The 14,226-nt window shown below is 66.2% G+C and carries 14 protein-coding genes; 4 read left to right on the top strand and 10 right to left on the bottom strand.

From position 1 onward, the window contains the following. Positions 1-85 precede the first annotated feature (85 nt). The 7 genes from U5A82_RS19910 to U5A82_RS19880 form a co-directional block, all read right to left on the bottom strand. Positions 86-694: a riboflavin synthase gene (locus tag U5A82_RS19910; RefSeq protein ID WP_326292587.1), complete on the bottom strand. Its 609-nt coding sequence runs from the start codon at positions 692-694 to the stop codon at positions 86-88. A gap of 42 nt (positions 695-736) precedes the next feature. Then, entirely contained in the window at positions 737-1,735 is a 999-nt protein-coding gene (ribD, locus tag U5A82_RS19905; protein WP_326292586.1) for a bifunctional diaminohydroxyphosphoribosylaminopyrimidine deaminase/5-amino-6-(5-phosphoribosylamino)uracil reductase RibD, read from the bottom strand. 5 nt (positions 1,736-1,740) lie between these two features. After that, entirely contained in the window at positions 1,741-2,265 is a 525-nt protein-coding gene (locus U5A82_RS19900) for a hypothetical protein (protein WP_326292585.1), read from the bottom strand. A 26-nt stretch (positions 2,266-2,291) separates the two neighbouring features. Then, on the bottom strand, positions 2,292-2,996 hold the full coding sequence (locus U5A82_RS19895) for an energy transducer TonB (RefSeq protein ID WP_442802192.1): 705 nt from the start codon (positions 2,994-2,996) through the stop codon (positions 2,292-2,294). Between the two features lie 270 nt (positions 2,997-3,266). Then, positions 3,267-4,532 carry a DUF445 domain-containing protein gene (locus U5A82_RS19890; protein WP_326292584.1) on the bottom strand — a complete coding sequence of 422 codons (1,266 nt, stop codon included), beginning with the start codon at positions 4,530-4,532 and terminating at the stop codon, positions 3,267-3,269. Positions 4,533-4,588: 56 nt separating this feature from the next. Next, complete coding sequence (locus U5A82_RS19885; RefSeq protein ID WP_326292583.1) at positions 4,589-7,756, bottom strand: efflux RND transporter permease subunit; 3,168 nt, start codon at positions 7,754-7,756, stop codon at positions 4,589-4,591. A 142-nt stretch (positions 7,757-7,898) separates the two neighbouring features. Beyond that, positions 7,899-9,071, bottom strand: a complete 1,173-nt coding sequence (locus U5A82_RS19880) for an efflux RND transporter periplasmic adaptor subunit (protein ID WP_326292582.1) — start codon at positions 9,069-9,071, stop codon at positions 7,899-7,901. Positions 9,072-9,311: 240 nt separating this feature from the next. On the opposite strand from U5A82_RS19880, the gene U5A82_RS19875 reads away from it, so the two are divergent. Continuing rightward, on the top strand, positions 9,312-9,560 hold the full coding sequence (locus U5A82_RS19875) for a GlsB/YeaQ/YmgE family stress response membrane protein (RefSeq protein ID WP_326293007.1): 249 nt from the start codon (positions 9,312-9,314) through the stop codon (positions 9,558-9,560). Between the two features lie 58 nt (positions 9,561-9,618). Here U5A82_RS19875 and U5A82_RS19870 read toward each other — a convergent pair whose 3' ends face one another. The 3 genes from U5A82_RS19870 to U5A82_RS19860 all read right to left on the bottom strand — a co-directional run bounded on the left by U5A82_RS19870 (position 9,619) and on the right by U5A82_RS19860 (position 10,736). Then, complete coding sequence (locus U5A82_RS19870; RefSeq protein WP_088182423.1) at positions 9,619-9,876, bottom strand: GlsB/YeaQ/YmgE family stress response membrane protein; 258 nt, start codon at positions 9,874-9,876, stop codon at positions 9,619-9,621. Positions 9,877-10,101: 225 nt separating this feature from the next. Next, positions 10,102-10,401 (bottom strand): CtrA inhibitor SciP, encoded by a 300-nt coding sequence (sciP, locus tag U5A82_RS19865; protein ID WP_326292581.1) that lies wholly within the window; start codon positions 10,399-10,401, stop codon positions 10,102-10,104. A 107-nt stretch (positions 10,402-10,508) separates the two neighbouring features. Next, positions 10,509-10,736: a hypothetical protein gene (locus U5A82_RS19860; protein ID WP_326292580.1), complete on the bottom strand. Its 228-nt coding sequence runs from the start codon at positions 10,734-10,736 to the stop codon at positions 10,509-10,511. A 232-nt stretch (positions 10,737-10,968) separates the two neighbouring features. On the opposite strand from U5A82_RS19860, the gene mnmA reads away from it, so the two are divergent. From mnmA to hisD, 3 genes are all read left to right on the top strand, one after another. Beyond that, positions 10,969-12,075 carry a tRNA 2-thiouridine(34) synthase MnmA gene (mnmA, locus tag U5A82_RS19855; protein WP_326293006.1) on the top strand — a complete coding sequence of 369 codons (1,107 nt, stop codon included), beginning with the start codon at positions 10,969-10,971 and terminating at the stop codon, positions 12,073-12,075. 193 nt (positions 12,076-12,268) lie between these two features. Continuing rightward, on the top strand, positions 12,269-12,931 hold the full coding sequence (gene hisG, locus U5A82_RS19850) for an ATP phosphoribosyltransferase (protein WP_326292579.1): 663 nt from the start codon (positions 12,269-12,271) through the stop codon (positions 12,929-12,931). After that, positions 12,921-14,210, top strand: coding sequence for a histidinol dehydrogenase (gene hisD / locus U5A82_RS19845; RefSeq protein WP_326292578.1), 1,290 nt, complete (start codon positions 12,921-12,923; stop codon positions 14,208-14,210). The genes hisG and hisD overlap by 11 nt, the downstream gene beginning before the upstream one ends. Positions 14,211-14,226: the final 16 nt, after the last annotated feature.

The following is a 14,226-nucleotide window of genomic DNA, read 5'->3' as shown; positions in this document are numbered from 1 at the left end:
AGTGTGATTATTTCAAGTGAGAAATCACAATATGATCATCCTGCGGGCATGGCCGTCGGGTCGGGAAGACCTGGTTCCCGCCCGATCAACGGTTGCGCAGACTCTGCATCCGGTCGAGATAACGGGCCAGCACGTCGATCTCCAGGTTGAACGTCCGCCCCTCAGGCAGCGCGTCCAGCGTCGTCGCGGCGGCCGTGTGCGGGATGATGTTCAGCCCGAAATGGACGCTGCCATCGGCCTGATCCTCCACGCTGTTCACGGTCAGCGAAATACCGTCGAGCGTGATCGATCCCTTGGCAGCCAGCGCGGCGGCGAGGTCGGCAGGCGCGCTGATGACCAGCCGGATCGAATCGCCCTCATGCGTCGCCGACACCAGATGGCCGATGCCGTCGACATGGCCGGTCACGATATGCCCGCCCAGTTCGTCGCCGACCTTGAGCGCGCGTTCCAGGTTCAGCCGTCCGCCTTCGTTCCACAGGCCCGGCGCGGTGCGCGTCACCGTCTCCGCCGACAGGTCGACCGCGAACCAGTCCGCGCCCTTTTCCACCACCGTCAGACAGGCGCCCGAACAGGCGATCGACGCGCCGATGGCGACGCTGTCCATGGCATAACCGCATCCGATGACGAGCCGCAGGTCGCCGCGCTGTTCGTGGCTGCGGATGGTCCCGATGTCGGTGATGATGCCAGTGAACATGCGTTGGTCCTAGTTACCGAACGGAAGAATGGGAATGCGGACTTAGGCGCTCCGCGCCGCCTCGTAAACCTCCAGCCGGTCGACGCCCAGTCGGCGCGTATCGGTCATCCGCCAGCGGCCATGCGCGGCGGCCAGATCGGGCAGGCCGATGTCGCCGATCCCGGCCAGCCCGGACCCGATGACGATCGGCGCGCGATAGAGCAGCAACCGGTCGACCAGGTCCGCGCGCAGGAAGGCCGCCGCCGTCTCCGCGCCGCCCTCGACCAGCAGATGGTCGACGCGGTCCAGCGCGGCGATCTCCTGCGGCGCGCCGATCCGTTCCCAACCGGCGGGGGCATCGCCCCGGCTCAGCAGCACCCGGCGCGGCGATCGATCCGCCAGTCCCGCCAGCCGCACGTCCAGACGGGGCGCATCGGCGCGCAACGTGCCGCCGCCCACCAGTATCGCGTCATGCCGCGCCCGTTCCATATGCGCATGCGCGCGCGCGTCCGGCCCGGTGATCCACCGGCTCGATCCGTCCGCCAGCGCGATTCGTCCGTCGAGCGACAGGCCCAGCTTCAACGTCACATGCGGGCGGCCCAGCGTCTGGCGCAGCACGAAACCCGCCATGGCCCGGGCGGCCTCCTCCGCCATCAGGCCCATGTCGACCGTCACGCCCCGGTCGCGCAGCCAGGCGGCGCCCTGTCCATCGGTGCGGGGATCGGGATCGCGCAGCGCGATCACCATGCGCGCGATGCCCGCGCGCGCCATCAGGTCGGCGCAGCGCGGCCCGCGTGGCGACAGGTGAAAACAGGGTTCCAATGTCACATAGGCCGTCGCCCCCGCCGCCCGGTCCATCGCCTGGTCCAGCGCCTGCGCTTCGGCATGGGGGCGGCCGCCGCGCTGGGTCCAGCCGCGCCCGACGATCCGTCCGTCCCGCACGATCAGGCAGCCGACATTGGGATTGGGGGTCGAAAGGCCCCGGCCGCGCCCCGACAGGGCGATGGCGGCGGCCATATAGCGTCGATCCTGCGCCGACGACTCCTGCACGGGCGCCGTCATGCGGTTCAGGGTCGTGCGGTGGTCGTCGGCTGCGCCGCAGGCTTGGCGGCGGCGGTCGGTGCCACGGCCTCCGCCTTGGCCAGCCGGTCGTCCAGCAGCGCGTCGATCTGCTTGACGGCTTCCTTGCGCTTGGCGGTGTTGCGCGCTTCCTCGGCCCGCCATTCGATGCCGAAGGCGTCGGCATAGCCCTGCATCTTCTTCTGCTGCTTCTGCAACGCCGCCTCGCGCTTCGCGAAATCGATCTTCTGTTGCAGGATGATCGCCGCGTCGGACCGGTCGGCGTCCCAGCTCTGGAAATAGATAATCTTGTTGCGCGTCGGCATGGTGTTGGTGTTCGCGTCGACGATGAACGTCCAGACGATCACATAGGTCAGCGCAGCGGACACACCCAGCAACGGCCATTTATGCTGCCGCTGCTGTTTGAAATAGCCCCAGAAATCGCCAAGCGCATTTTTGGGGGAAACGGGACGGGGAAAGATCGCCATGTCGCTCTTATAGGGCAGGGCGGGCGGCAATGCAAAATGGTCCATGACGCCTTTCCCCGAAATATCCGTCCCTATCCTTCGGTCAGGGTGAAGCGCACCGTCAGCACCTTGGTCGAGCCGATCGCGACGCCATCGCGCGTGGCAGGCCGGAACCGCCATTGGCGCAGCGCGTGGCGCTGGGTCGCCAGCCAGAAACTCTCGTCAGTGGCCGATATCCGCTCGATATCGGTGACGCGGCCTTCGGGGCTGATGGTGACGCGCACCGTGACCGTGCCTTCCGCCCCCTGGCGGATCATCGCGCCGGGATAATCGGGCTGGAACGCCGACAGCGCGCGCGGATCGATCGCCGCTTGGGTGACTACCGGCTCGCGCGGTGGATCGGCCGGGGGCAGGGTGATCGTGGGACCGGGATCGATGCCGGTGCCCGAATTGGACGTGCCGGTCAGCACCGTATCACCCTGCGGCAGTGGAATGGTCGGGTCGGTAGCGGTGGGCCGCTGCGGCTGGGGCTGGGTTGGAACCTTGGTATCGACCTGCGCCTCCGGCACCTGTTCGGGCGGGGGCGGGTCGTCCGGGACCGCATAGGTCGTGATCGGCGGTGTGGGGGTGACATAGTCGATCACTTGCTTGGGGATCAGCAGGAACGCACCGATCAGCAACGCATGCACCGCAACGGTGCCGCCCCACCCGATCGGCGATTTGCGCCCCGCGCCATAACGTGATTGTCCGGCTGTTTCCTGCGTCTGTCCCTTTGTCTGCACGGTCATGAGTCGCATCGCTTGGCTCCTCGTCTGTCGCATCCTCTCGCCGGTTCGCGTCCTCCTATCTATCGTGGACGCGTGACCGCGATGAAATGATACAACATCATTTGATGATATGTTGCAACATTATTTTTGTATGACGACATAGGGAGGTGGATCGGGGATGCCAGAGCGATCGGCGATCCTGCTTTCAGGCGCCGCGACGCACTGCTTCTTTGTCATTCTACTGTCTACTTCGCTGTCTCAATACCGCTCCTGGCGCAGCTCCGCCGTGGCAATATGGCGTCAGAACAGCCGGTCGATCGTATGGATCGCCAGGCCCACCAGCCCGCCGACCAGCGTGCCGTTGACGCGAATATATTGCAGGTCGCGCCCGACCGCATTTTCCAGGCGGCTGGTAACGGTGCCCGCGTCCCAGCCGCGTACCGTGTCGCTGACGAGGCGCACGATAGCGTCGCCGTAAGTCGCCGTCGCGCCGACCGCCGCGCGGCGGACGAAGCGGTTGATGACCAGCCGCAACCGTGCTTCCTGTTGCAACGTGCCGCCCAGCTGGCGCAGCGCCTCGCCCAGGCGGCCCGCCATCGCCTTGCCCGGATCGCGCACCGCGCGCAGCAGCCCGGCGCGCGCCTGTTCCCACATCCCCTCGATCCAGCGCTGCATCGCCGGATTGTCGAGGATCTCGTCGCGGATCTTCGCCACCTTGGTCTGCATCTCGATATCGAATTGCAGGTCGAAGGCGAGCTTCGCCATGCCCTCTTCGGCTTTCAGGCGCAGGCTGTGGCCGGGGTCGGCCGCCATGTCCGCCAGCATCTTGCGCAGGCCAGACAGGATGGCGTTGGCCAGATTTTCGTCCAGCCCGGTCCAGCGCAGCACCTTGCCCGCGCGTTCCTGCACCATCTGGCGGATCAGATGCTCGTTCGCCTCCAGCGCGCGGTCCGCCCATTGGATGATGCCGTCCATCACCGGTGCATGGCGGCCGTCGCGCATCGCCGCTTCGATTGCCTGCCCCGCTAATGGCCCGACATGGATCGCGCGCAGCCGCTGGCCGATCGCGCCCTTCACCATCCCGCCCAGCCGTTCCTGGTCCAGCGCCTCCAATATGTCGGCGACCAGCCGCGATGCGCCCTCGCGCAATCGCCCATCGCCTTCGGACGGACTGGCCAGGAAGCGTCCTGCCGCCGCCGCGACGTCCATGCCGCGCATCCGTCGCGCGATCACGGCCGGCGTCAGGAAATTGTCGCGCAGGAACAGGGCGAGCGTATCGCCGATCCGGTCCTTGTTGCGCGGGATGATCGCGGTGTGCGGGATGGGCAGGCCCATCGGGTGGCGGAACAGGGCGGTGACCGCGAACCAGTCGGCCAGGCCGCCTACCATCGCGGCCTCGGCAAAGGCCTGGACGAAGCCGATGGCGGGATGGAGATGCGCGGTGGCGCGCGCCGTGACGAAGATCACCGCCATCGCCACCAGCATCCCCGTCGCCACCAGCCGCATGGTGCGCGCGGGATGGGGCGCGAATTCGCCTCTGGGCCGGGGGATGCGAAGCAGCGTCATGGCCGTCCAACGGTTACGCGGCCGTTTCGTTCAGGCAAAGCCCTCTTTTAACCGCGTCATTCGGCGGGGTGGGGGTGGGCGGGGCGATCCTTGTCGTCGCCTGGCCTGTAGGTCATCAATCCCCGGCCAAGGCGCGGCCCGACCCAGCTTTCCAGGCCGATCGCCAGGCTGAATATCGCCGGCACGATCACCAACGTCAGCACGGTCGACAGCATCAGCCCGCCGATCACCGTGATGCCCATCGGCGCACGCCAGGCCGCGTCGCCCGACAGCGACAGGGCGGTCGGCACCATGCCCGCCACCATCGCCACGGTGGTCATGACGATCGGCTGGGCGCGCTTGTGACCCGCGTCGATGATCGCCTCTCTCTTGGGCACGCCCTTCTCCATCTCCTCCAGCGCAAAGTCGATGACGAGGATCGAGTTTTTGGCGACGATGCCCAGCAGCATCAGCAGGCCGATGAACACCGGCATCGACAGCGGTTGCCCCGCGATATGCAGCGCCAGCGCGCCGCCTAGCGGGGCCAGCAGCAACGACCCCAGATTGACGAAGGGCGGCATGATCCGCTTGTAGAGCAGCACCAGCACCGCCAGCACCAGCATGATGCCGGACAGGACGGCGACGACGAAGTTCTGCAACATCTCCGCCTGGAACTTGCTGTCGCCTGCGGTCAGTTTCTGCACGCCCTGGATACGGCCTTCGTTGATCGCCTTCATCGTGGGCAGCGCGTTGATCTTCGCCATGGCCTGGCTCGTCACAAGCCCTGGCGCCAGGTCCGCGCCCACGACGACGCGGCGGATCTGGTTAAAGCGGCGGATCTGCGTCGGCCCCGCGCCGAAGTGGATGTCGGCCACGACCTTGAGCGGCACCGAACCACCCGTGACGGTCGGCACCGGCATATTCTCGATCGTCGACAGGCTCTTGCGACTTTCCTCCGCGATCGACACGCGAATGGGAATCTGCCGGTCGGACAGCGAATAGCGCGCGCTGTTCTGGTCGATGTCGCCGATCGTGGCGATGCGCATCGCCTGGCTCAGCGCGGCGGTGGTCACGCCCAGGCTGGCGGCCAGGTCCATGCGCGGCTTGATGATGATTTCGGGCCGTTGCAGGTCGCCCGCCACGCGCGGCGCGCGTATCTCGGCCACACCGGCCAGTTCCTTCACCAGCTGGTTGGCGGTCGCGTCCAGCTTGGCGGGGTCGTCGCTGCCGAACATCATGATGATATCGCGGCCGAACCCGCCACCCGATTGCGATTGGAAATTGACCCGCGCGTCGGCGACGGTCTGGAACTGGGGCGCGACCTTGCGTTCCCATTCGACCGAGGACATCGGCCGGTCCTTCTTCAGCGTCAGGAAGATGTCGGCGGTCGTCGGCTCGATATCGGCGAAGGCGGCTTCGACCGTGTCGGTGTCGGCGGCCAGCATATCCGCGACCTTGCGCGTGATCGCGGTCGTCTGCGCCAGCGTGCTGCCTGGCACCGTTTCGATCTTCACCTGGCTGAAATCGGTGTTGGTGGTCGGCTGGAACGTCATCGGCAGGGTGGCGAAGGCGGCGATCGTGGCGACGAACGCCAGCATCCCGACGCCCAGGGTCCAGACGCGATGATCGGTGAAGAAGCCCGCCAGCCGGTTGCGGAAACCCCCGCGTTCGCGGCGCGTCTTCGCCTTCTCGTTGTTCAGGGACCAGCGCAGCACGCTCATATAGCGGTCCATCAGCCAGCCTTCGCCATGGCTCGCCTCGCCATGGGCTTTGAGGAAATAGGCGGCGATCATCGGCGTGATGAGGCGGGCGACGGCCAGGCTCATCAGCACCGACACGACCACGGTCATGCCGAACTGGATGAAGAACTGCCCGGCCAGGCCCGGCATCAGCGCGACGGGCAGGAACACCGCGACGATCGCCATGGTCGTGGCGAGCACCGCCAGGCCGATTTCGTCGGCCGCGTCGATCGACGCCTGATAGGCGGATTTGCCCATCCGCATATGCCGCACGATATTCTCGATCTCCACGATCGCGTCGTCGACCAGCACGCCCGCGACCAAGCTGAGCGCCAGCAGCGAAATGCCGTTCAGCGTAAAGCCCATCATGTCCATGAACCAGAAGGACGGGATCGCCGACAAGGGGATGGCGAGCGCCGAAATCATCGTCGCGCGCCAGTCGCGCAGGAACAGGAATACGATGACGACCGCCAGCACCGCGCCTTCGATCATCGCGGCCATCGCCGAATGATATTGGCCCTTGGTGTAATCGACGCTGGTATAGAGTTGCTTGAACTGGACCTTGGGATTTTCCTTCTTCAGCGTGTCCAGAACCTTCATGGCTTCGTCATAGACGGTGACGTCCGACGATCCCTTGGCCTTTTCCATGCTGAAACTGGTGACCTGCCGCCCGTTCATCAGGGCCAGGCTGCGCTGTTCGGCATACATGTCGCGCACGTCGGCAATGTCCGCCAGCTTGACCGTGCGCCCGCCCGAAATGGCGATCTGGGTCTCGCCCAGGTCGCGCGCGTTGCGGGCATTGCCCAGCACGCGGATCGATTGCTCGGCCCCGGCGATTTCGGTCCGGCCACCCGCCGCGTTCAGGTTCACCTGCACCAGTTGCTGGTTCACCTGCGCGGCGGTGATGCCGAACGCCTGCAACTTGACCGGGTCCAGGATGACGCGGATTTCTCGGCTGACGCCGCCGCCGCGATTGACCGCCGCCATGCCGCTGATCGACAGCAATCGCTTGGCGACGGTATTATCCACATACCAGGACAGTTCCTCCAGCGTCATGTCGGTCGCTTCGGCACTGAAATAGGCGATCGGGCCGCCGTCGACGTCGATGCGGGTGACCTGCGGTTCCAAAATGCCGTCGGGCAGGTCGCTGCGGATCTGGTCCACGGCGTTTTTGACGTCGTTCACCGCCCGGTCGACCGGCGTGCCGATGACGAACTGGACGTTGGTGCGCGACTGGCCCTCCATCACGATGGAGGTGAGTTCGTCGACGCCACTGACGCCACGGATCGCCGCTTCGATCCGCTGCGTCACCTGCGTTTCCAGCTCGCTGGGCGCGGCGCCCGGCTGCGACACCGTGACGCTGACGAAGGGGAAGCTGACGTCGGGATTGTTGTTGACGTCCATCCGCATGAAGCTGACGACGCCCGCCAGCATCAGCGCGGCGAACAGGACGAGCGGCGTTACCGGGTTGCGGATGGCCCATGCGGAAATATTGCGAAAATTCATGACGGGCTTCCCTCACCGGATGCGCTAGCGCGTCCGTTCAACCTGTACCGGACGCCTGGCATGCGTCCCATTCAACCCAATCGGCGCACATCGCCGCGCGCATCATGCCGTGCAGGGCGGGCGGAGCAGGTCCGCCGTCGCCCTATTTGGCTTTCAGCAATTCCGGCTTCACCTTCTGCCCCGGGGTCAGGAAGGCGGCGGCGGACGTGACGATGCTTTCGGTCCCATTGATCCCGCTGGTCACCGCCACCCCGGCGTCGGATACCTGGCCGAGGGTGACGTCGTGGCGCTCCACCTGATTCTTGCCGTTGATCACATAGACATAGCTGCCTTTGGGATCGCTCTGTACCGCCGATTCCGGCACCAGCGGCGCGCTGCCCGATCCGCTGGTGATGACGGCGGCGGCAAAGCCGCCCGGCCGGATCGCGGGGTTATAGGGGATGGCGATGCGCGCGATACCCTGGCGTGTCTGCGGATCGATCACCGGCGATACCTGCCATACGCGCCCTGCAAACCGGTCGCTATGGCCGATCGGCGTCACCATGGCGCTGTTGCCGGGGCGCAGCACCGCCAGATCGCCTTCGGCCACCTGCGCCTGCAACTCCATCTCGCCATCCTTGGCCAGGCGGAACAGGACGCCGCCGCCCGCCTGAACGATCTGGCCCGGTTCGACCGTGCGGGTCAGCACCAAGCCGGATGCCGGGGCGCGAATGTCGAGCCGCCCGGTGCGGGCGCGCTGTTCGGCGAGCTGCGCCGCGGCCACGCTGACGCGCGCTTGCGCGGCGTCGCGGGTCGCGGTGCGCTGATCGATGTCGGCGGCGCTGATGAAGCCCCGGCCGACCAATGCCTTGGCGCGATCGAGTTGCGCCTGCGCCAGTTTGGCGTCGGCGCGCGCCACGTCCACCTGCGCTGCGAGCGATCGCCCCTGTTCGGTCTGCACCGACCGTTCGATGACGGCCAGCGTCTGTCCGGCGCGTACCCAGTCGCCCGGCTGTACCAGGACGCGCGTCACCATGCCGCCTTCGCCCACGACACCGACCGGCATGTCGATCCGCGCGGCAAGCGACCCGGTTGCGCTGATGGTGCGCGCCACGACCGACTGGCCGGGGCGAATCACGGTGACGACCGGCACTTGCGCGACCGGCGTGGCAGGTCCTGCCGCCTTTTCGCCGCGCATCGATGTCCAGGCGGCCGCGACCACCAGCAGCACTACCGCGCCGCCGCCGATCATCAGCATACGCTTGCGCCGACGGCGCGCGTCATAATCGTCGACGACGACCATCGAGTCGCCCGTCAGCTGGGTTTCGTAATTCATGCCGCTTCCATCTCTCCGGCGCTCCGCCATCTGGCGACTGTGTTATCTGAATATAGCACCGCCCTCAAGTCCCAATATCACGGTTCAAAGGGGGACGGCAAAGCCATTATGCGCGATGGATGGTGGGATGGGCGCGGCGCAGCGTTCAAATTCTGCTTTTCGGATGGGGCGGCCTTGCCAAAATTGCTGGATTGTGTCGCAATGGCGATCCGGCGCGCAACGGCCGGGGAGGATCGCGCCATGGATTTACTGGGATGGATCGTGGTCGGCCTGCTGGTGGGCGCGATCGCACGGTTCTTCATGCCCGGGCATGATCCTGGCGGCTGCATCGTCACCCTGTTGCTGGGCATCGCCGGCGCATTACTGGCCGGATTTGTCGGGCGGCTCGCAGGCTTGTACCGGCCGGACGAGCGCGCCGGATTTGTCGCCGCCATCGTGGGCGCGATGGCCGTGCTCGCGCTTTATCGCTGGTTCGCGGCGCGGCGATAGGACAAAAAAAGGGCCGCGCCGTGGCGCGACCCTTTTTGATCGATGCAGGTCTTTGCGTTTATCGCACCGACCCACGACGGACCAGATTGACGATCGCTAGCAGGATGATGGCGCCAACCAGCGACACCAGGAAGCTGTAAAGCGTCAGACCGGCATTGTTGATCGAGCCGCCGCTGAAAATCAGGCCGCCGATGAACGCGCCGACGATGCCGACCACGATGTTGAGCAGGATGCCCTGCTGCGCGTCGGTGCGCATGACCATGCTGGCGAGCCAGCCAATGACGCCGCCGACGATAAGCCACAAGATAATGCCCATAATACTCTCCTTGACCACGCCCCCAGCGGGTTGGGTGCTGCATTCAACGGAGGAAAAGGCATCGCGTTCCATGGCCGAAAAATGATTCCGGACTGGAAACTATCTTGGCTTTGCGCTGTTTGTGCGCGTCCGTCGATGGTTTCCAACCTTTTCAAATGCAAAGGGCCGACGGATAGGCATCCGTCGGCCCTTCATCCCATCGATAGCGATCGCTTGGGCGGCCGCTTAATATTTCTGCTGCCGCTCGTAGAGCGACTTATAATATTGGATGCGTGTGACGCGCAGGCCATGCATGCCCGATCGGTCGACCGCGCGCTGCCAGCCGGCAAACTCCTCCAGCGTCAGATTATAGCGGGCGCAGGCTTCGTCCACGGTCAGCAGGCCGCCATTGACCGCCGCAACCACTTCCGCCTTGCGCCGCACGACCCAGCGGGTGGTATCCGCGGGCGGCAGACTGTCCAGCGTAAGGGATTCTCCAAGTGGCCCTACGACCTGGGCCGGCCTGATTTTCTGGTTCTCGATCATTCTTACCCTCAAAGTGCGGCACTGGCGTTACCGAATTCAACAGTGGAACCCCTTATCTGCGTCAGCCCTGAAGAACGGCTGAAGCTGAACGGTAAACACTGCCTTCATCATTCCTGCCCCCTGGCTAAACGGCTCGCGATCAGCGGATGAAAGCTTCCCGCGAGACGCACGGCTTCGATCTTGCCGCCGGAACGTGGCGCGAAAACTCCCGCCAGTTCCTGGACCCAGTCGTCGCTTCCGCCCTGCCCCCGCAGGACGCCCGCCACCGCCTGCGCGGTGGGACTGGCCGCCTGCGCCGCCGCCGTGGCGGCACGCAGAAATGGCCAGGCCGGCACGCGCGGCCGGCTGAAGGGTCTTGGGGTGCCCGGCTTCAGCCCGCCACCCCGAAGGAAACTCAGATCCATGACCCTCTGTGTAAGGGCGAATGGATAAGGGTCGGTAAACTCGGGTCGGCTTTCGTGACTCGTCCGACCCCCCTTTCGCGTCGATCCGTCCCGATTTCGGTCAAAAGGGCGCTACCTTTCGTTAACTTTTGCGCCACCGCCCCGGCTGCACTATATGCGCGCCATGCAGCCTCAGTTTCAGCTTCCGCAGCCGCTTGACGCGCGGCGCATCGTCGTCGCCATGTCCGGCGGCGTGGATTCCAGCGTGGTCGCGGCGCTCGCGGCCAAAACCGGCGCCGAGGTCATCGGCGTCACGCTCCAGCTTTACGATCATGGCGCAGCGGTGGGCCGCACCGGCAGCTGCTGCGCGGGCCAGGATATTCGCGATGCACGCGCGGTCGCCGACCGCATCGGCATCGCCCATTATGTCTTCGATTATGAAACCGCCTTTCGCGAATCGGTGATCGCCGACTTCGCCGATGAATATATGGCCGGGCGCACCCCCATCCCGTGCGTGAAGTGCAATATGGGCGTGAAGTTCACCGACCTGTTCCAGATCGCGCGCGACCTCGGCGCCGATTGCCTCGCCACCGGCCATTATGTGCAGCGGGTCGAGGGGCCGAATGGCGCGGAACTGCACCGCGCCGCCGATCCGGCGCGCGACCAGAGCTATTTCCTCTTTGCTACCACACAGGCGCAACTCGACTATCTGCGTTTCCCTTTAGGTGGCCTGCCCAAGCCGCAGGTGCGCGAGATCGCGGCGGAACTCGGCCTCTCGGTCGCGCTCAAGCCCGACAGCCAGGACATCTGCTTCGTTCCCGATGGCGATTATGCGAAGATCGTGCGCAAGCTGCGTCCCGACGCGGACGAGGGCGGCGACATCGTCCATATCGATGGCCGCGTGCTGGGTCGGCACAAGGGGATGATCCATTTCACCGTGGGCCAGCGCAAGGGGCTGGATATCGGCGGCCAGCCCGATCCGCTCTATGTCGTGCGTCTGGACGCGGCGGGCAAGCGCGTGATCGTGGGACCGAAAGCGGCGCTCGCGGTGTCGGGGGCGGTGCTGAGCGACATCAACTGGCTGGGCGGCGACTTTACCGGGCCGTTGACGGCCAAGGTGCGGTCGATGGCCAAGCCGGTGCCCGCCCGACTGGAAGGCGACCGTCTGCTGTTCGACGCGCCGGAATATGGCGTCGCGCCGGGGCAGGCGGCGGTGTTGTATGCAGGCGAGCGCATCCTGGGCGGCGGCTGGATCGCCAGCACGCAAGCGGCGATGGCGGAAGCGGCTTGATCCCTAATATTCCCCTCCCTCTCAGGGAGGGGGCAGGGGTGGGTGGCGAGCGAAGCGGGCCTTGCAATATCTCGATAGGGCGCAGCGCCGCCTTCGGCAGCGCACCCACCCCCAGCCCTTCCCTGAGAGGGAGGGGAGCAAGTAGTGCCACAACCTTGCCCTTTCGCGCCTCGCCAAGTAAGGCCCGCGCGTCATGACTCGCCCGCTCACCTTCGCCATCCCCAAGGGCCGCATCCTCGATGAAGCGCTGCCCCTGCTCGCCAAAGCCGGTATCGAACCGGAGGCGGAATTTCACGACAAGAAGAGCCGCGCGCTGCGCTTCGCCACCAACCGGCCCGATGTCTCGATCATCCGGGTGCGCGCCTTCGACGTCGCGACCTTCGTCGCCCATGGCGCGGCGCAGATCGGCATCGTCGGCTCCGACGTGGTCGAGGAGTTCAGCTATTCCGAACTTTATGCGCCCGTGGACCTCGACATCGGCCATTGCCGCCTGTCGGTCGCCGAGCCGGTCGACGCCGCCGACGAGGATCAGGCCGCGATGAGCCATGTCCGCGTCGCCACCAAATATCCGCACATCACCCGCCGCTATTATGAAGCGAAGGGGTTGCAGGCCGAATGCGTGAAGCTCAATGGCGCGATGGAACTGGCGCCTTCGCTCGGCCTGTCGCGCCGCATCGTCGATCTCGTGTCCTCTGGCGCGACGCTCAAGGCCAACGGGCTTGTCGAAACCGACATCATCATGCCGATTTCCGCCCGCCTGATCGTCAACCGCGCCGCCTACAAGATGCGCTCGGCCGACCTGTCGCCACTGGTGGAGGCGTTCCGCGCCGCCGTGGGGGTGAAGAATGCCGCTTAGGCTCGACAGCCGCGACGCCGATTTCGCGTCCGCCTTCACCGCCCTGGTCGATGCGCGCCGCGAAGCGGATGAGGATGTGTCGCGCGATGTCACCGCGATCCTGAAAGCGGTGCGCGCAGGCGGCGATGTGGCGCTCGCCGACTACACCCAGCGCTTCGACCGGCATGACTTGGACGTCAGCGGCTGGGCGGTAACGCCTGCGGAAACCCGCGCGGCGCTCAACGGCATTTCCACCACATTGCGCGACGCGCTCGAACTCGCCGCCGCGCGCATCACCACCTATCATGAAAAGCAGAAGCCGGTGGACAGCGACGGCGTGGATGCGGCCGGTGTCCGCCTGGGCGCACGCTGGAGCGCGGTGGACGCAGCGGGTCTCTATGTGCCCGGTGGGCGCGCCGCCTATCCCAGCTCGCTGCTGATGAACGTGATCCCGGCCAAGGTCGCGGGTGTCCGCCGCATCGCCATGGTGACGCCGACGCCGGGCGGCGAGATCAATCCGCTCGTCCTAGCCGCCGCGCAGATTGCGGGGATCGAAGAAATCTGGCGGGTAGGCGGCGCGCAGGCCGTCGCCGCGCTCGCCTATGGCACCGACCGCATCAGGCCGGTGGACGTCGTCACCGGCCCCGGCAATGCCTGGGTCGCCGAAGCCAAGCGCCAGCTCTACGGCGTGGTCGGCATCGACATGGTCGCCGGACCGTCCGAGATCGTCGTCGTCGCGGACGGGCAGAATGATCCCGAATGGACCGCCGCCGACCTGCTCAGCCAGTCGGAACATGACCCGACCAGCCAGTCGATCCTCTTCACGGACGACGCAGCCTTTGCCGACGCGGTGGCCGCCGCCGTGGAACGCCAGATCCCGACGCTGTCGACCAGCGCCGTGGCGCGCACCAGCTGGGACGCCAATGGCGCGATCATCCTGGTCCGCGACCTGGATGAAGCCATGCCGCTGGTGAACGCGCTTGCGCCCGAACATCTGGAACTGGCCGTGAACGATCCCGAACCGCTCTTCGCGCAGGTCCGCCACGCCGGGTCGGTGTTCCTCGGCCGCATGACGCCGGAAGCCGTCGGTGATTATGTCGCCGGGCCGAATCACGTGCTGCCCACCGGCCGTCGCGCGCGCTTCTCGTCGGGCCTTTCGGTACTCGACTTCATGAAGCGCACCAGCTTCCTCAGCCTCGACGCCGCCGCGATCGGCGCGATCGGCCCCGCCGCCGTCGCACTGGCGCGGGCGGAAGGGTTGCCAGCGCATGCCGCCTCGGTGGCGCTGCGCTTGCCATAAACATCCCGTTCAGTTC

This window comes from Sphingobium sp. CR2-8, from assembly GCF_035818615.1.
Taxonomy (GTDB): Bacteria; Pseudomonadota; Alphaproteobacteria; order Sphingomonadales; family Sphingomonadaceae; genus Sphingobium.
This window is presented reverse-complemented; position numbering and strand designations above follow the sequence as displayed.